The sequence below is a fragment of the Streptomyces mobaraensis NBRC 13819 = DSM 40847 genome, from assembly GCF_017916255.1.
In the GTDB taxonomy this organism is placed as follows: domain Bacteria; phylum Actinomycetota; class Actinomycetes; order Streptomycetales; family Streptomycetaceae; genus Streptomyces; species Streptomyces mobaraensis.
This window is the reverse complement of the sequence record NZ_CP072827.1, coordinates 4,662,391-4,678,587: the sequence shown is the minus strand read 5'-3', so window position 1 is coordinate 4,678,587 and position 16,197 is coordinate 4,662,391. Positions and strand designations below refer to the sequence as shown.

At 73.0% G+C, this 16,197-nt stretch carries 17 protein-coding genes; 11 read left to right on the top strand and 6 right to left on the bottom strand.

What is annotated here, in order from left to right; translation table 11 throughout:
• Nucleotide 1 precedes the first annotated feature (1 nt).
• Both J7W19_RS20225 and J7W19_RS20220 read left to right on the top strand, forming a co-directional pair.
• Complete coding sequence (locus J7W19_RS20225) at nt 2-1,432, top strand: aldehyde dehydrogenase family protein (RefSeq protein WP_004943823.1); 1,431 nt, start codon at nt 2-4, stop codon at nt 1,430-1,432.
• Nucleotides 1,425-2,309 (top strand): aldehyde dehydrogenase family protein, encoded by an 885-nt coding sequence (locus J7W19_RS20220; protein ID WP_040889496.1) that lies wholly within the window; start codon nt 1,425-1,427, stop codon nt 2,307-2,309. Before J7W19_RS20225 ends, J7W19_RS20220 begins: the two co-directional genes overlap by 8 nt.
• Before the next feature lie 77 nt (nt 2,310-2,386).
• Here the strand turns inward: J7W19_RS20220 and J7W19_RS20215 are convergent, their stop codons facing one another.
• Nucleotides 2,387-2,869 (bottom strand): hypothetical protein, encoded by a 483-nt coding sequence (locus J7W19_RS20215; RefSeq protein ID WP_233478144.1) that lies wholly within the window; start codon nt 2,867-2,869, stop codon nt 2,387-2,389.
• A gap of 85 nt (nt 2,870-2,954) precedes the next feature.
• Between J7W19_RS20215 and J7W19_RS20210 the strand changes: the two genes are divergently transcribed.
• Nucleotides 2,955-3,623, top strand: coding sequence for an ATP-binding protein (locus tag J7W19_RS20210; RefSeq protein WP_233478143.1), 669 nt, complete (start codon nt 2,955-2,957; stop codon nt 3,621-3,623).
• A gap of 212 nt (nt 3,624-3,835) precedes the next feature.
• Here J7W19_RS20210 and J7W19_RS20205 read toward each other — a convergent pair whose 3' ends face one another.
• Entirely contained in the window at nt 3,836-4,588 is a 753-nt protein-coding gene (locus J7W19_RS20205; protein ID WP_040889472.1) for a SigE family RNA polymerase sigma factor, read from the bottom strand.
• Nucleotides 4,589-4,824: 236 nt separating this feature from the next.
• On the opposite strand from J7W19_RS20205, the gene afsQ1 reads away from it, so the two are divergent.
• The 5 genes from afsQ1 (at nt 4,825) to J7W19_RS20180 (ending at nt 8,927) form a co-directional block, all read left to right on the top strand.
• On the top strand, nt 4,825-5,502 hold the full coding sequence (gene afsQ1, locus J7W19_RS20200; protein WP_004943811.1) for a two-component system response regulator AfsQ1: 678 nt from the start codon (nt 4,825-4,827) through the stop codon (nt 5,500-5,502).
• A 165-nt stretch (nt 5,503-5,667) separates the two neighbouring features.
• Complete coding sequence (locus J7W19_RS20195) at nt 5,668-7,320, top strand: sensor histidine kinase (RefSeq protein WP_106429600.1); 1,653 nt, start codon at nt 5,668-5,670, stop codon at nt 7,318-7,320.
• Complete coding sequence (locus J7W19_RS20190; RefSeq protein ID WP_004943806.1) at nt 7,317-7,895, top strand: hypothetical protein; 579 nt, start codon at nt 7,317-7,319, stop codon at nt 7,893-7,895. The genes J7W19_RS20195 and J7W19_RS20190 overlap by 4 nt, the downstream gene beginning before the upstream one ends.
• A 91-nt stretch (nt 7,896-7,986) precedes the next feature.
• Complete coding sequence (locus J7W19_RS20185; protein WP_004943803.1) at nt 7,987-8,604, top strand: VanZ family protein; 618 nt, start codon at nt 7,987-7,989, stop codon at nt 8,602-8,604.
• Nucleotides 8,605-8,717: 113 nt separating this feature from the next.
• Nucleotides 8,718-8,927 carry a PspC domain-containing protein gene (locus J7W19_RS20180; protein WP_004943800.1) on the top strand — a complete coding sequence of 70 codons (210 nt, stop codon included), beginning with the start codon at nt 8,718-8,720 and terminating at the stop codon, nt 8,925-8,927.
• A gap of 143 nt (nt 8,928-9,070) precedes the next feature.
• On the opposite strand, the gene J7W19_RS20175 is transcribed toward J7W19_RS20180, so the two are convergent.
• A complete protein-coding gene (locus J7W19_RS20175) occupies nt 9,071-9,466 on the bottom strand; it encodes a hypothetical protein (protein ID WP_004943798.1) in 396 nt (131 codons plus the stop codon).
• A 191-nt stretch (nt 9,467-9,657) separates the two neighbouring features.
• Entirely contained in the window at nt 9,658-10,773 is a 1,116-nt protein-coding gene (locus J7W19_RS20170) for an adenosine deaminase (protein ID WP_004943795.1), read from the bottom strand.
• Between the two features lie 272 nt (nt 10,774-11,045).
• Here J7W19_RS20170 and J7W19_RS20165 point away from each other — a divergent pair, with 272 nt between their 5' ends.
• Nucleotides 11,046-11,726, top strand: coding sequence for an alpha/beta hydrolase family protein (locus J7W19_RS20165; RefSeq protein ID WP_004943792.1), 681 nt, complete (start codon nt 11,046-11,048; stop codon nt 11,724-11,726).
• Between the two features lie 3 nt (nt 11,727-11,729).
• Here the strand turns inward: J7W19_RS20165 and J7W19_RS20160 are convergent, their stop codons facing one another.
• Nucleotides 11,730-12,791: a LysR family transcriptional regulator gene (locus J7W19_RS20160; protein ID WP_078587970.1), complete on the bottom strand. Its 1,062-nt coding sequence runs from the start codon at nt 12,789-12,791 to the stop codon at nt 11,730-11,732.
• 45 nt (nt 12,792-12,836) lie between these two features.
• On the opposite strand from J7W19_RS20160, the gene J7W19_RS20155 reads away from it, so the two are divergent.
• Together J7W19_RS20155 and J7W19_RS20150 are read left to right on the top strand one after the other, a co-directional pair.
• Nucleotides 12,837-14,138 (top strand): MFS transporter, encoded by a 1,302-nt coding sequence (locus tag J7W19_RS20155; protein WP_040889464.1) that lies wholly within the window; start codon nt 12,837-12,839, stop codon nt 14,136-14,138.
• A 211-nt stretch (nt 14,139-14,349) separates the two neighbouring features.
• Nucleotides 14,350-14,766 carry a hypothetical protein gene (locus J7W19_RS20150; protein WP_158688770.1) on the top strand — a complete coding sequence of 139 codons (417 nt, stop codon included), beginning with the start codon at nt 14,350-14,352 and terminating at the stop codon, nt 14,764-14,766.
• Nucleotides 14,767-14,836: 70 nt separating this feature from the next.
• On the opposite strand, the gene J7W19_RS20145 is transcribed toward J7W19_RS20150, so the two are convergent.
• Nucleotides 14,837-16,120: a thymidine phosphorylase gene (locus J7W19_RS20145; protein WP_040889462.1), complete on the bottom strand. Its 1,284-nt coding sequence runs from the start codon at nt 16,118-16,120 to the stop codon at nt 14,837-14,839.
• Nucleotides 16,121-16,197 lie beyond the last annotated feature (77 nt).

The window sequence follows — 16,197 nt, the reverse complement described above, 5'->3', positions numbered from 1 at the left end:
CATGGCTTTCGATTACGCACCGGCGCCCGAGTCGCGCGCCGTCGTCGACATCGCCCCCTCCTACGGCCTGTTCATCGACGGCGAGTTCCGCGAGGCGTCCGACGGCAAGGTCTTCAAGACCGTCTCCCCGTCGACCGAGGAGGTCCTCTCCGAGGTCGCCCAGGCCACCGACGCCGACGTGGACGCGGCCGTGAAGGCCGCCCGCAAGGCGTTCGAGAAGTGGTCCGCGCTGCCCGGCTCCGAGCGCGCCAAGTACCTCTTCCGCATCGCCCGCATCATCCAGGAGCGCTCCCGCGAACTGGCCGTCCTGGAGACGCTGGACAACGGCAAGCCGATCAAGGAGACCCGCGACGCGGACCTCCCGCTGGTCGCCGCGCACTTCTTCTACTACGCGGGCTGGGCCGACAAGCTGGAGCACGCGGGCTTCGGCCCGGACCCGAGGCCGCTGGGCGTCGCGGGCCAGGTCATCCCGTGGAACTTCCCGCTGCTGATGCTGGCGTGGAAGATCGCCCCGGCGCTGGCCGCGGGCAACACGGTCGTCCTCAAGCCGGCCGAGACCACGCCCCTGTCGGCCCTGTTCTTCGCGGACATCTGCCGCCAGGCCGGGCTGCCCAAGGGCGTCGTCAACATCCTGACCGGTGACGGCACGACGGGTGCCGCGCTGGTGGGCCACGACGGCATCGACAAGGTCGCCTTCACCGGCTCCACCGCCGTCGGCAAGGCCATCGCCCGGACCGTCGCCGGCACGGGCAAGAAGCTCACCCTCGAACTGGGCGGCAAGGGCGCCAACATCGTCTTCGACGACGCCCCGGTCGACCAGGCCGTCGAGGGCATCGTCAACGGCATCTTCTTCAACCAGGGGCAGGTCTGCTGCGCCGGTTCGCGCCTGCTGGTGCAGGAGTCGATCCAGGACGAGCTGATGGACGCCCTGAAGCGCCGGATGGCGACGCTGCGCGTCGGCGACCCGCTGGACAAGAACACCGACGTCGGCGCGATCAACTCCGCCGAGCAGCTCGCCCGGATCACCGAGCTGGCCGACAGCGGTGTCGCGGAGGGCGCCGAGCGCTGGGCCCCGGCCTGCGAACTGCCCTCGTCCGGCTACTGGTTCGCGCCGACGGTGTTCACCAACGTCACCCAGGCCCACCGGATCGCCCGCGAGGAGATCTTCGGCCCGGTGCTGTCCGTGCTGACCTTCCGCACCCCGGCGGAGGCCGTCGCCAAGGCCAACAACTCCCAGTACGGGCTGTCGGCCGGCATCTGGACGGAGAAGGGATCGCGCATGCTCGCCGTCGCGAGCAAGCTGCGGGCCGGCGTCGTCTGGGCCAACACGTTCAACAAGTTCGATCCGACTTCGCCCTTCGGCGGGTACAAGGAGTCGGGCTTCGGTCGCGAGGGTGGCCGACACGGTCTGGAGGCGTACCTCGATGTCTGAGCGTCTGAGCGTCTTCAAGACGTACAAGCTGTTCGTCGGGGGCAAGTTCCCCCGGTCCGAGAGCGGGCGGGTGTACGAGGTGACCGACTCCAAGGGCAACTGGCTCGCCAACGCGCCCCTGTCGTCCCGCAAGGACGGCCGTGACGCCGTCGTGGCCGCGCGCAAGGCGTTCTCCGCCTGGTCCGGCGCGACCGCCTACAACTGCGGCCAGATCCTCTACCGCGTCGCGGAGATGCTGGAGGGCCGCCGGGACCAGTTCGTCGCCGAAGTCGCCGACGCGGAGGGCCTGTCCAAGGCCAAGGCCGCCGCGCAGGTGGACGCCGCGATCGACCGCTGGGTCTGGTACGCCGGCTGGACGGACAAGATCGCCCAGATCGCGGGCGGCACCAACCCGGTGGCCGGGCCGTTCTTCAACGTCTCGTCCCCCGAGCCGACGGGCGTCGTGGCCGTGGTCGCGCCGCAGGACTCGTCGTTCCTCGGCCTGGTCTCGGTGATCGCTCCGGTGATCGCGGCCGGCAACACGGTCGTCGTGGTCGCGTCCGAGAAGGCGCCGCTGCCGGCGCTCTCCCTCGGCGAGGTGCTGGCCACCTCCGACGTGCCGGGCGGCGTCGTCAACATCCTGTCCGGCCGCGCGGCGGAGATCATGCCGTCGCTGGCCGCGCACCAGGACGTCAACGCGATCGACCTGGCCGGGGCGGGCGCGGAGCTCGCGACGGAGCTGGAGGCGGCCGCGGCGGACAACCTGAAGCGTGTCCTCCGTCCACAGGCTGTGGACTGGGCGGCGACGCCGGGCACCAAGCGGCTGATGGCGTTCCTGGAGACCAAGACCGTCTGGCACCCGACGGGGTCGCTGGGCGCGGGCGGCTCCTCGTACTGAGGCACCGAGAGGTACTGAGACGCCGAGAGGGCGGGACCGTCACGGTCCCGCCCTCTTCGCGGCTCCTCCGTACCGTCTCAGCGCGGCAGCATGTTCAGCCCCGGAAGGTCCTGCACCTTCCCGCCGTCCGACAGGGAGCCCGTCACCGCCCGGGTGCTGATCGGCTTGAAGTCCCCCACCTGCGTGCCGATCGCGTTGTTCAGCGGGTCCGAGCCCGTCCGCGCGAGCGGGTTGACGGGCAGCATCCGCAGTACCGGGATCAGCGGCTCCACCGACTTCTGGAGGCCGATCCGCGCCCCCTCCGCCGCGGCGGCCAGATCGATCGGCCCGAGCTGGGCCTGCGCCGTGCTGCCCGGACGGGCGGCGTGACGGCCGGACGGATGGACGGACGGCCGGGCGCTCGCCTCGGTCGCCCCCGTGACGGCGATGGCGGCCCCCGCGGTGAGCGTCAGCCCCGTCCGGACCAGGGGGCGCGCGAGACGTGAGGACGGACGGAACGCGTGACGTGCGTGCGAGGCCATGACCACCTGCCGAGCCGGGAACCGGAACCATTCAGCCACGCAGCGTAGTTTAATCGTCACTCTCGGCGCATCCGGCGACCCAGGGGGGTCCCCCTTCCGGCCCAATGCGTCACACTGGTGTTCCGTGACTGCCCTCCCGCCCCAGGCGCCGTGCGCCCGCGTGATCCTGCTGACCGGCCCTTCCGGCTCCGGCAAGTCGTCCCTGGCCGCCCGCACCGGGCTGCCCGTGCTCAACCTCGACGACTTCTACAAGGAGGGCACGGACCCCACGCTCCCCCAGCTCCCCGACGGCGGGGGCCCGGACTGGGACTCCCCGCTGTCCTGGGACGCGGACGCGGCGGTCGCCGCGATCGAGGCGCTCTGCCGGACCCGGCGCACCGGTGTCCCGCTGTACGACATCTCCACCAGCTCCCGGACCGGCGAGACCACGCTGGACATCGGCCGCACCCCGCTGTTCGTGGCGGAGGGGATCTTCGCCGCCGACATCATCGACCGCTGCCGCGACCTGGGCGTGCTGGCCGACGCGCTGTGCCTGCGCGGCCGCCCCTCGACGACCTTCCGCCGGCGGCTGCTGCGCGACCTGCGCGAGGCCCGCAAGCCGGCCCTGTACCTGATCCGCCGGGGGCTGCGGCTGATGCGCGACGAGCGGGGGATCGTGGCCCGGCACACCGCGCTCGGCGCGTTCGCCTGCGGCCGGGACACGGCGATGGGCCGGATCGCGGCGGCGGCGGCCGGCCACTGCGAGAAGGTGGGCGCGCCGGAGCGGGCGGAGCGGCCGGGCGCGACGGTCTGAGGCGGGGACCGGGCGCGACGGCCTGAGGCGGGGACCGGGCGCGACGGCCTGAGGCGAGGACCGTCCGCCCAGGCGAACGCGGAAGCGGGCGGACAGACCCCCCGGCCGTCCGCCCGCTCCACTTTCCCCCGTGGTTCCCCCGTTCCCCCCTCTATCCCCCCTTTTCTCCCCCCTCGATTCCCCCGTAGCTCCCCCGTTCCCCCCGAGTCGTCCTAGGCCACGAGCTCGCCGAACGACTCCTCGACGCCACGGCCGGAGCCGATGGCCTCGTCCTCGCGCAGCCGGCGCAGCGAGCGCCAGATGCTGCTCTTGACCGTGCCGACGCTGATGTCCAGGATCTCCGCGATCTCCGGGTCCGTACGGCCCTCGTAGTAGCGCAGGACCAGCATCGTCCGCTGGAGCTCGGGCAGCCGGGCGAGCGCCTGCCAGAGGACCGCGCGCAGCTCGGTGCCGCGCATCGCGTCCTGGTCGCCCGCCGTCTCCGGCAGCTCCTCGGTCGGGTACTCGTTGAGCTTGCGCCGGCGCCAGGCGCTGATGTGCAGGTTGGTCATGGTGCGGCGCAGGTAACCGCCGACCGCCGCCTTGTCCGTGATCCGGTCCCAGGCGCGGTAGGTGGAGAACAGCGCGCTCTGCAGCAGGTCCTCGGCCTCGTAGCGGTCGCCGGTGAGGTGGTAGGCGGTCGCGTAGAGGGAGGCCCGGCGCTCCTGGACGTAGGCGGTGAACTCCGCCTCCGCCCGGGACGCCTTGGTGCCGGTGGCCTCCGGTGCGCCCTCGCCGTCCCGCGGCGCGGCCGGCTCGCCGTACACGGCGGCGTCGATGGCCGTCAGGTACATCCCCGGCGTCCGGCGTCCGGTGCCGCGGGCACACCCCCGTACGCCCGCGGCACCGGACTTCTCGGAGCTCCGCCCGGCGTCGTGAAGGCGCGTGCGAACTGCGCTGGTGGTGGTGCTGTGCAGTGTGTTCATGTCGCGCCCCCCGTCGGTGGAGCCAGCTGGGTCCGGTGTGGTTCCGGACTGCTTCTCGCCCGGTGACCACAAGCTTGGTGGGCCAGTTTCATGGCGTTGTCCGCCGACTGTCACAGGCGTGCAACAGCGGCCGGGGCTTCGGTGACGAGCCGTGCGGGGCCGCGGACCGGCGGGCGGCGGCGGGCCGTGGGAGCGGAAGTCGAACTACCGCCCTGCGGTAGGCCAGAATGACCACTGTGCCTTTCCTGTTGCTGATCGAGGACGACGACGCCATCCGTACGGCCCTTGAGTTCTCCCTGTCCCGCCAGGGTCACCGCGTGGTGACGGCGGCGTCCGGCGAGGACGGCCTGAAGCTGCTGCGCGAGCAGCGGCCGGACCTGATCGTGCTGGACGTGATGCTGCCGGGGATCGACGGTTTCGAGGTCTGCCGCCGCATCCGCCGCACCGATCAGCTGCCGATCATCCTGCTCACCGCCCGGAACGACGACATCGACGTGGTGGTCGGCCTGGAGTCGGGCGCGGACGACTACGTGGTCAAGCCGGTGCAGGGCCGGGTGCTGGACGCCCGGATCCGCGCGGTGCTGCGCCGGGGCGAGCGGGAGTCGAACGACTCCGCCACGTTCGGCTCGCTGGTGATCGACCGCTCGGCGATGACGGTCACCAAGAACGGCGAGGACCTCCAGCTCACCCCGACCGAGCTGCGGCTGCTGCTGGAGCTCAGCCGCCGCCCGGGGCAGGCCCTCTCCCGCCAGCAACTGCTGCGGCTGGTCTGGGAGCACGACTACCTCGGCGACTCGCGGCTGGTGGACGCCTGTGTGCAGCGGCTGCGCGCCAAGGTCGAGGACGTGCCGTCCTCCCCCACCCTCATCCGTACGGTCCGCGGCGTCGGCTACCGGCTCGACTCACCGCAGTGACCGGAGCCGTGGCACACGCGGCGTAAAGAGAGGCCGCGACACAGAGGGCCGCGTGACACGCGCGGCCTCCGGGCCGTGACACCACACGGGCAGAGTTCGACACATACGGACAGAGAGAGCGCAGTGACGGAAGAGACCGGCCGAGGCCGGGCCGCCGGGAGCCTGATGAGGATCAGCATGCGGTGGATCAGCCTGCGGCTGCGGCTGATGCTGGTCTTCGCCCTGGTGGCGCTGGCGGCGGCGGTGTCCGCGTCGGCCATCGCCTACTGGCTGAACCGCGACGCGGTCCTCACCCGGACCCAGAACGCGGCGCTGGACGACTTCCGCAAGTCGCTCCAGGACAACACCGGCTCGCTGCCGCTGTCGCCGACCTGTCCCGAACTCCAGGACGCCGCCGACCGGATGGCCGGGACCTCGCAGAAGTACGCGGTCCTGCTGATCGGGAAGGTCAAGGGCGGCGGCAGCTGCGCGGCGCCCTCCGACCGCGACCTGTTCACGCTGGAGACGGTGCCGAAGACGCTGGTCACGGCGGTCAACCGGGAACGCAAGGTCGACGACTCGAACCCGTACCCGTACCACCTGTACTGGCAGCGGATCACCCTCGACGGCAAGCCGTACCTGGTGGGCGGCGCCAAGGTGATCGGCGGCGGACCCACCGGCTATCTGCTGAAGTCGCTGGAGAACGAGCGCGCGGACCTCAACTCGCTCGCCTGGTCGCTGGGGATCGCCACCGGCCTGGCCCTGATCGGCTCCGCCCTGCTCGCGCAGGCGGCGGCGTCGACGGTGCTGCGGCCGGTGCAGCGGCTCGGCGAGGCGGCGAGCCGGCTGGGCGAGGGCAAGCTGGACACCCGGCTCCAGGTCTCGGGCACGGACGAACTGGCGGAGCTGTCGCGGACCTTCAACCGGGCCGCCGCGTCGCTGGAGCAGCGGGTCGAGGAGCTCAGCGCCCGCGAGGCGGCGAGCCGGCGGTTCGTCGCCGACATGTCGCACGAGCTGCGCACTCCGCTGACCGCCATCACGGCGGTGACGGAGGTGCTGGAGGACGAGGCGGACTCCCTCGATCCGATGATCGCGCCCGCGGTGCAGCTCGTGGTGAGCGAGACCCGGCGGCTGAACGACCTGGTGGAGAATCTGATGGAGGTCACCCGCTTCGACGCGGGCACGGCCCGGCTCGTCCTGGACGACGTGGACGTCGCCGATCAGGTGACCGCCTGCATCGACGCCCGCGCCTGGCTGGACGCCGTCGAACTGGACGCCGAGCGCGGCATCATGGCGCGGCTCGATCCGCGCCGCCTGGACGTCATCCTGGCGAACCTGATCGGCAACGCGCTCAAGCACGGCGGCTCGCCGGTGCGGGTCCGGGTGCGCCCGGTGGACCATGAGCTGATCATCGAGGTGCGCGACCACGGCCCCGGCATCCCCGAGGACGTGCTGCCCCACGTCTTCGACCGCTTCTACAAGGCCAGCGCCTCGCGCCCGCGCTCCGAGGGCAGCGGCCTGGGCCTGTCCATCGCACTGGAGAACGCCCACATCCACGGCGGCGAGATCACGGCCGCCAACTCGCCGGAGGGCGGCGCGGTTTTCACGCTGACGCTGCCTCGGGACGTGTCCGCGACCGGCGACGGGGACGAGGACGGGGACGCCGCCAAGGACGCGACGGACGCCAAGGACACCAACGCCAAGAAGGCGGACGGGAAGGGCAAGAAGGCGGACACCAAGGGAACGAAGGCGGACACGAAGGGTACGAAGGCGAACGCCAAGGAGACCGGGAACGGCGACAAGGACGGCCGCGGTCCGGCTCAAGGGGGCGCGAAGTGAGGCGCACAGCGCGGGCTGCCGCGCTCACCGCCGCCCTGTGCGCCCTCGCCGCCGGCTGCGGGATCCGCGGCACCGCCGTCCCCGTCGACGCGGGTAGCGCGCCCTCGCGGGCGTCCTGCCTCACCCGGCCGGCGCCGGCCCCGGCCACGCCCCGGCCCAAGACCCAGACGGTCACCGTGCAACTGGTGTGCGCCTCCCAGCTGACGCCGGTGATCCGGCAGCGCACCGGCCCCGGGGCGGAGCGCACCGTCGACGCGGCACGGGCACTGCTGGAGGAGCTGCGCCGCCAGCCCTCGTCCGCCGAGGAGGCGACGGGCCTGTCCACCGACGTGCCGCAGCGGCTCACCGTCGCCGGCCCGCGCCGCGACGATCCGGCCGGCACGCTCCGGCTGAGCACCCCGCCGGACGAGCTCCCGCAGCTCGGCCTGGCGCAGATCGTCTGTACGTTCGCGGGCACCCCGGCGGCCGAGGGGCGGCGCTCGGTGCTGCTCGGCGGGCCCGGCGGGGAGGCGCCCCGGAGCTATGTGTGCACGGACGACACCCGGGCCCACCCGGAGAACCTCCAGGGCGACTGAACGCTCCGGCGCGGCGCCGTCGACGCGTCCGCGCCGGTACCGCGCTGACGCGGCCGGAACCGCGCGCCCCGCGCCCCGCGTCCTGTGGTGCGTGCAGCGTCATGGTTACGGCGGTACGGCCGCCCTCCGACACCGCTACCGCGTCGCGGGCTGCGTCCTCCTCGCCGCCCACCTGGTCGTGGTGGGCTGGCTGGCCATGCGGCCGCTGACCGCTCCCTGGGTCTCCGCCGCGCATCTGGAGCCGTTCGCCACGCTCCGGGCCGACCTGGCGCTCGGGCCCTGGGACGCGACGCGGGCGATCTCCGGGGGGCTGCTCCCGTTCGCGCCGCTGGGGGTGCTGCTGCCCTGGGCGGGCGGCCGGCTCGACGCGTCGCCGCTCGGCTCGCTGGCCCGTACGGTCTTCACCTCCGCCATGCTCTCCCTGGTCCTCCAGGTGGTCAGGGGCGGCGTGGTGGGGCAGGTGCTGGACCTGGACGCGCTGCTGCTCAACGTCACCGGGGTCACGGTCACCCACCTGGCCGTGGTGCCCGCGGCCCGGGCCCGGCTGCGCCGGCGGGACCGCCGGGACGACGCCGCCGACCGGGACGCCGCGGCCCGCCCTCCGCGTCCCCTCCTCCGGGAGGAGGGGGCGTCTCAGGGTTCGACCCCGACGATCCCCAGGGTCGGAGTCGCCCCGTGGAGTGACGCCCTGCCGGGCGCCCGGTCCTAGCGTGGAGTCATCGGGAGGCGCTCCTCCCGGTCCCGGGCCCACGGCCCGGGGCGTCCACTCGTCCGCTCGTCGGCTCGTACGGCCCTCACGCCCGTACGCGAGGAGGCTCCGCCATGTCCGCCGCCCTGGTCCGCCCGCGTGACCACCGGATGATCGCCGGTGTCTGCGCGGGACTCGCCCGCCGCTTCGGCACCACGCCCACCACGATGCGGGTGATCTTCCTGGTGTCCTGCCTGCTGCCCGGCCCGCAGTTCCTGGTCTATCTGGCGCTGTGGGTGCTGCTGCCCAACGAGGGCGGCCACCGCTCGTCCGAGTCCTGGTGACGGCCGGCCGCCCCCGGGGCGGCCCGTCGGTGCCGCGTCCGCACACCGGCCGCGCCCCCTGGCGGGGTGCGCGGCCGGTGTGCGGACGTGGTGCCGGGTGCGGGCGTCGGTGCCGCCCGCCGGGGCGTGGGTCTCAGGCGGTCTCAGTGGTGCCCGCTGGACAGGTTGCCGGTCGAGAGGCCCTTGGGCAGAGCGCCCTCCGGGACGAGTCCCAGGAGGCCGGCGTTGCCCTTGTTGTCGCCCGGGCCTTCCTGCGCCACCGGGCCCTTCTGCGGGAACACCGCGCGGTCCAGGGCCCCGGCCGTGGTCTGCAGGGCGGAGGAGCCCAGCGCGCGGTTGGTGGCGCTGATCACCGGTCCGCCGGGGAGCACCGGGGCGAGGTCCTCGATGGGCAGCTGCTTGCTGGTGCGGGCGGCCAGGTTGGTGGCCCTCTCCAGCGGGCCCGTGGGAGCCGCGGCCGACGCGGTGCCCGCCGCGGTGACGGCGATGGCAGCGCCGAGGGCGGCCGCACCGATGGTCTTGATGGTTCCCTGCTTCATGTGAAATCTGTCCTCGTGACGGTGGAGGGTAATTTCCCGGAGGCTTTGCAACCTGTCACGAGAACGACCGGCCCGTACCGAATGACACGGCCGGGACGTTTGAATTCCCGGCCGTATCAGTCGTATTCAGGGACGATTGACCGTCAGTCGTATTGCCTGCGCATGCGCGGCACCGACGGTCTCCGTCGCTCCTAGCGGAACAGCCACTCCGACTTGAGCTCGGCGTATCCGGGCTTGATCACGTCGTTGATCATGGCCAGGCGCTCGTCGAAGGGAATGAAGGCGGACTTCATCGCATTGACGGTGAACCACTGCATGTCGTCGAGCGTGTAGCCGAACGCCTTGACCAGGTGCTCGAATTCGCGGCTCATGCTGGTTCCGCTCATCAGACGATTGTCGGTGTTCACCGTCGCCCGGAAATGCAGCTTGCGGAGCAGGCCGATCGGGTGCTCCTCGTACGAGGTGGCCGCCGCCGTCTGGAGGTTGGAGGTCGGGCACATCTCCAGCGGGATGCGCTTGTCCCGGACGTAGGAGGCGAGGCGGCCGAGCTTGACCGTGCCGTCCTCGGCGACCTCGATGTCGTCGATGATCCGCACCCCGTGGCCGAGCCGGTCGGCGCCGCACCACTGCAGGGCCTGCCAGATGGAGGGCAGGCCGAACGCCTCGCCGGCGTGGATGGTGAAGTGGTTGTTCTCGCGCTTGAGGTACTCGAACGCGTCGAGGTGACGGGTGGGGGGGAAGCCCGCCTCGGCGCCCGCGATGTCGAAGCCGACGACGCCGGAGTCGCGGTAGCGGTTGGCGAGTTCGGCGATCTCCAGGGCGCGGGCGGCGTGCCGCATGGCGGTCAGCAGGGCGCCGACGCGGATGCGGTGGCCGGCCTCCTTGGCCCGCCGCTCGCCCTCGCGGAAGCCCTCGTTGACGGCCTCGACGACCTCTTCGAGGGTGAGTCCGGCCTCCAGGTGCTGCTCGGGGGCGTAGCGGACCTCGGCGTAGACGACGCCGTCGGCGGCGAGGTCCTCGGCGCACTCGGCGGCCACCCGGACCAGGGCCTCACGGGTCTGCATGACGGCGCAGGTGTGGGCGAAGGTCTCCAGGTAGCGCTCCAGCGACCCGGAGTCGGCGGCCTCGCGGAACCAGACGCCCAGCTTCTCGGGGTCGGTCTCGGGGAGGCGGTCGTACCCGGTCTCCCGGGCCAGGTCGACGACCGTGGCGGGGCGCAGGCCGCCGTCCAGGTGGTCGTGGAGCAGCACCTTGGGGGCGCGGCGGATCTGTTCGGGGGTCGGGAGTGCGGTGGTGTCGCTCGTCATTTCGGCACTCTAGCCCCTACGCGCGTAGATGCACCCGAACGATACGGAACGGTGACCCGTCGGCGGGGTGGACACCGCCCGTCGTTCTGCCATCGTTGTCTGCCATGGTTCAGCAAGCGCTGCCGCAACCGGATCCGCTGGGGCCGGAAGGGTCCCCGCCGGGATCGCATGGATCACACGAACCTCAGGGGCCTCAGGAGCGCCGGAAGTCCGTCGAGCCCGCGCTGAGCAGGCCGTTCGGGGCGGCCCGGGCCGGGGAGGCGGTCACCGGGGTGGCGCTGCTGCTGCCGGGCGGCCCGGCCGTGGGGCGGCGGCGCCCGCCGGCCCGGATCCCGGCCGCCCAGGGCCGGCTGGCCCGCCGACTGACCCGCGCGGGTGCCGGCGAGGGGCTGGCCACCCACGTCGTCCGGTACCGGCACCGGGGCTGGAACGGCGCGGCGGCGCATCCGGTGGAGGACGCCCTCTGGGCGGCGGACGAGGTGGTGCGGCGGTACGGCGACGTGCCGGTCTGCCTGGTCGGTACGGACCTGGGCGGCCGGGCCGCGCTGCGGGCGGCGGGCCATCCGGCGGTGACCTGCGCGGTGGCGATCGCCCTCTGGCTGCCCGACCCGGAGGCCGTCCTGGACCCCGAGCCGGTGCGGCAGCTGGTCGGGCGCCGGGTGCTGCTGGTGCACGGGACCAATGACGAGCGCACCGACCCGGACCTGTCCTACCGGCTCGCCGAGCGGGCCAAGAAGATCAACCGGGAGGTGTGCCGGTTCGAAGTCCACTCGGACGGGCACGGGTTGCGGCAGCACCGCGCCGAAGTTCTCGCCCTCACCGCGGACTTCGTCCGGGGCACGCTCTTCGGCCACCCCTGCGCCCGGCCGTTGGCCGACGCCCTCGCCGCTCCTCCCCCGCTGGGCCTGCGGATGCCGCTGGCCTGCGGTTTCGGCGAGACACTGGGCCACTGACGGTCAGCGGTGCAGCAGCAGTCGGCCCCGGCGCGACAGCAGGAAGCGCTTGAAGGCCGCCACCGGCGGGGTGTCGGGATGGCCGTCCAGCCAGGCCACGCCGATCTCGCGTACCGCGCGCGGCGCGGTGACGGTCAGCTCCACCACGCCGGGGCGCGGCACGGCGGGCGGCGGGAGCAGGGCGACGCCGAGCCCGGCGGCGACCAGGCCGCGCAGGGTCTCGGGGTCCTCGCCCTCGAAGGCGATCTTCGGGGTGAACCCGGCCTCGGCGCAGAGGGCGTCGGTGATGCGCCGCAGTCCGTAGCCGGGTTCGAGGGTGACGAACAGCTCGGCGGACGCCTCCGCGAGGCGGATCCGCTTCCGGGCGGCCAGCGGGTGGTCGTCGGGGACGACCAGCCGCAGCTTCTGCTCGTCGAGGCGGCGGGCGACGAGGTCGGGCGCGTCCGGGACCGGCGAGGTGAGGCAGAGGTCGAGGTCGCCGTCGCGGAGCCGCTCGATCATCGCCTCGCCGTAGTTCTGGACGAGTTGGAAGCGGACGCGGGGGTGGTCGGCGCGGAACGCGCGGATCAGCTCGGGTACGGTCTCGGAGCCCATGGTGTGCAGGAAGCCGAACGCGACCTTGCCGGCGGCGGGGTCGGCGTCCGCCCGGACGGACTCGGCGGCCCGGTCCACCTCGCCGAGCGCCCGCTCGACCGTGGTGAGGAAGGTGCGCCCGGCGGCGGTGAGCGAGACGGTGCGGCCGTGGCGGGCGAACAGGGCGACACCCAGGTCGTGTTCGAGCCGGGCCATGGAGCGGCTGAGCGTCGACTGCGGCATGCCGAGCCGCTGGGCGGCGCGGGTGACGTGCTCGTACCGGGCCACGGCGACGAACTGGGCGAGCCGCGGAGTGAGCGTCACCGCCCAGGAGTCCGGCTCGACGTCCGCGCTCGGCGCGGGGCCCGCGGCTGCCGCCGGGGTGACGGGCGTCAAGGACGCGCCAGTAACAGGGATGTCTTTTCTGTTGCCGCCCGGTGACAGACGCCGCTCTGACCTGCGTTCATGCTTCACGGGATGGATTATGGCCATTCTGTGCATTGGACGCATCAGATGCAGCCTGCATACGGTTTGGACATGCCTCCTGCCGATACCGGGGCATCCGCCGTCATAGCGCGCGCGGGTGCCTCTTCTTCCGCCTCCGCCCCTCCCGAGGACTCCCGGATCGCGCCCGGCGACCCCGGCTACCGCCGGATGAGTTTCGCCCTCTTCGCGGCGGGCGTCGCCACGTTCGCGCTCCTCTACTCCACCCAGGCCCTGCTCCCCGCGGTCTCCGACGGCCTCGGGGTGAGCGCGGACCAGGCCAGCTGGACGGTCTCCGGCGCGACGGCCGGTCTCGCCCTCGCCGTCGTCCCGCTCAGCGCCCTCTCCGAACGGTTCGGCCGACGGGCCATGATGACCACCGCCCTGTGTGTCGCGGCGCTGCTGGGGCTGCTGGTGCCGTTCGCCCCGGACCTCGGCTGGCTGACCGGGCTGCGCGTGGCGCAGGGCGCGGCGCTGGCGGGTGTGCCGGCGTCGGCGATGGCCTACCTGGCGGAGGAGGTCCGTCCGCGGGCCCTGGTCGGCGCGGTCGGGCTGTTCGTGGCGGGCAACGCGATCGGCGGCATGTCCGGCCGCATCCTCGCCGGCTGGGTGGCCCAGGCGTGGGACTGGCGCGCGGGGCTGGCCTCGGTCGGTGTGCTCGCGGTGGTGTGCACGGTGGCGTTCCGGCTGCTGATCCCCAAGGCCCGGCACTTCAGCCCGGGTTCCGTGGCGCCGCGCGACCTGGCCCGTACGCTCGGGCGGCACCTGTCCGACCCGCTGCTGGTCCGGCTGTACCTGATCGGCGCGCTCTTCATGACCGTCTTCGGCGCGGTCTACACCGTCATCGGCTACCGGCTGGCCGCGGCGCCGTTCTCGCTGCCGCAGGGGCTCGTCGGCTCGGTCTTCCTCGTCTACCTGGTGGGCACGGTCTCCTCGGCCGCGGCCGGCAAGCTGGTCGGCCGGCTGGGCCGGCGCGGTGCCCTCTACCTGGCCATGGGCACCACGTCCCTCGGCCTGCTGCTGACCCTGACGTCCTCCCTGACGGCCGTCCTCCTCGGCCTCGTCCTGATCACCGCCGGCTTCTTCGCGGGCCACGCGGTCGCCTCGTCCTCGGTCAGCCGCACCGCGACCACGGGCCGCGCCCAGGCGTCCGCCCTGTACCAGACCGCCTACTACCTGGGCAGCTCGGTGGGCGGCACGGTCGGCGCGCTCGCGTTCCGCGCCGGGGGCTGGGACGGCGTCATCGTCCTCGGCCTCGTCGCGATGGTGGCGGCGGCGTCGATCACGCTGTACGCGACGCGCAAGGCTCTCGTGGAACGGCGGGTGGCCGCGCGGCGCTTGTCGGCCAGGGCCTGACCCCGTCCTCCCCGCGCCCGAAGGGGCCGCCTTCCCGCCACCTGTCCTGGCGGGGGCGGCCCCTTCGTGTGGGGTGCCCCGGACCCGCCCCTTCCCGTTTCTTGCGGGGGCGAGCCCCCGCACCCCCGAGCGCGCCTGCGGCGCAAGCTCCGCTCACCTTCGGGGCGGTGATCGACACCCCGATGTCAGACCCCCCTGTCACCATCTGCGCATGACCCATCACGAAGTGACGCTCCTCCACGACAACTGGCCGAAGAAGAAGGCGGATCACTTCGCCGCGCTGGCCGCCGACCCACCCGCCGGGTTCACGTACTCGGACCGGACCTGGGACCACTACCCCGGCGTCACCGGCACCCGGGAGGCGCCCACCCTCTTCCACGCCATCACGGAGGTCGCGGCGGAGGTCGCGAGCCGGCACGGGGTGCTGCTGAACGACGCGGGGATCGAGAAGCCCGCAGAGTGGATCGACGAGGAGACGGACCAGCAGACGGTCGCCCACCTGCTCCTGGCGGCTGTCCACCGCGCCGCGTACTGCGGTCTCACCGTGGACGACCTCGTCGGCCTCCTGCGCTCCGTCGAGCCGGCGTTCCCGAAAGCCGGGCCGGGCAGCGATCGCCCGTTCGTGTGAACCGCCGGATACGGCAACGGGGCCGGTGGCAAGCCACCGGCCCCGTTCACCCGTTCAAGGCGTCCGCAGGTCAGGCGATGCGGTCCAGCACGATCGGGTTCGGCGTGAAGTCCGTGCCGGGCGCGGCGATCTCGATGCCGCCGTCCAGGGCCGCGAGGGCGTAGTCGAACTTCTCGGGGGTGTCCGTGTGCAGGGTCAGCAGCGGCTGGCCCGCCGTGACCGTGTCGCCCGGCTTGGCGTGCATCTCGATGCCGGCGCCGGCCTGCACCGGGTCCTCCTTGCGGGCGCGGCCCGCGCCGAGGCGCCAGGCGGAGACGCCGACGGCGTAGGCGTCGAGCGTCGTCAGGACGCCGGACGCGGTCGCGGTGACGACGTGCTGCTCTCGGGCGACCGGGAGGGCCGCGTCCGGGTCGCCGCCCTGCGCGATGATCATGCGGCGCCAGTGGTCCATGGCGGAGCCGTCGGCGAGCGCCTTGGCCGGGTCCGCGTCGGGCAGGCCGGCCGCGGCGAGCATCTCGCGGGCGAGGGCGAGGGTCAGCTCGACGACGTCGGCCGGGCCGCCGCCCGCCAGCACCTCGACGGACTCGCGGACCTCGAGGGCGTTGCCCGCGGTGAGGCCGAGCGGGGTCGACATGTCGGTGAGCAGGGCGACGGTCTTGACGCCGTGGTCGGTGCCGAGGCCGACCATCGTGGAGGCGAGCTCGCGCGCGTCCTCAATGTTCTTCATGAACGCGCCGGAGCCGACCTTGACGTCGAGGACGAGCGAGCCCGTACCCTCGGCGATCTTCTTCGACATGATCGAGCTGGCGATCAGCGGGATCGCCTCGACCGTGCCCGTGACGTCGCGCAGCGCGTAGAGCTTCTTGTCGGCGGGGGCGAGGCCGTCGCCCGCCGCGCAGATGACGGAGCCGACGTTCCGGAGGACGTCCATCATCTCGTCGTTGGAGAGCAGCGCCCGCCAGCCGGGGATGGACTCCAGCTTGTCGAGGGTGCCGCCGGTGTGGCCGAGGCCGCGGCCGGAGAGCTGCGGGACGGCCGCGCCGCAGGCGGCGACGAGGGGGGCCAGCGGCAGCGTGATCTTGTCGCCGACGCCGCCGGTGGAGTGCTTGTCGGCGGTGGGCACGGGCAGCGAGGAGAAGTCCATGCGCTCGCCGGACTTGATCATCGCCGCCGTCCAGCGGGCGATCTCCGCACGGTCCATGCCGTTCAGCAGGATCGCCATGGCGAGCGCGGACATCTGCTCGTCGGCGACCTCGCCCCGCGTGTAGGCGTCGATCATCCAGTCGATCTGCTCGTCGGTCAGACGGCCGCGGTCGCGCTTGGCGCGGATGACGGAAATGGCGTCCATCAGCACATTTTCCTTAAGTTCGTGCGTCCTCAGGTCTTCCCGGGGCCGGAAAGTGACCCGGACGGGCTGCGTCAGCAACCCGT

Bases quoted from the DNA above. Each gene is read 5' to 3' on its own strand.
- J7W19_RS20225 (WP_004943823.1), top strand. From the start codon at position 2: ATGGCTTTCGATTACGCACCGGCGCCCGAGTCGCGCGCCGTCGTCGAC.
- J7W19_RS20220 (WP_040889496.1), top strand. From the start codon at position 1,425: ATGTCTGAGCGTCTGAGCGTCTTCAAGACGTACAAGCTGTTCGTCGGG.
- J7W19_RS20205 (WP_040889472.1), bottom strand. From the start codon at position 4,588: ATGAACACACTGCACAGCACCACCACCAGCGCAGTTCGCACGCGCCTT.
- J7W19_RS20195 (WP_106429600.1), top strand. From the start codon at position 5,668: ATGAGGATCAGCATGCGGTGGATCAGCCTGCGGCTGCGGCTGATGCTG.
- J7W19_RS20180 (WP_004943800.1), top strand. From the start codon at position 8,718: ATGTCCGCCGCCCTGGTCCGCCCGCGTGACCACCGGATGATCGCCGGT.
- J7W19_RS20175 (WP_004943798.1), bottom strand. From the start codon at position 9,466: ATGAAGCAGGGAACCATCAAGACCATCGGTGCGGCCGCCCTCGGCGCT.
- J7W19_RS20170 (WP_004943795.1), bottom strand. From the start codon at position 10,773: ATGACGAGCGACACCACCGCACTCCCGACCCCCGAACAGATCCGCCGC.
- J7W19_RS20160 (WP_078587970.1), bottom strand. From the start codon at position 12,791: ATGGCCATAATCCATCCCGTGAAGCATGAACGCAGGTCAGAGCGGCGT.
- J7W19_RS20155 (WP_040889464.1), top strand. From the start codon at position 12,837: ATGCCTCCTGCCGATACCGGGGCATCCGCCGTCATAGCGCGCGCGGGT.
- J7W19_RS20150 (WP_158688770.1), top strand. From the start codon at position 14,350: ATGACCCATCACGAAGTGACGCTCCTCCACGACAACTGGCCGAAGAAG.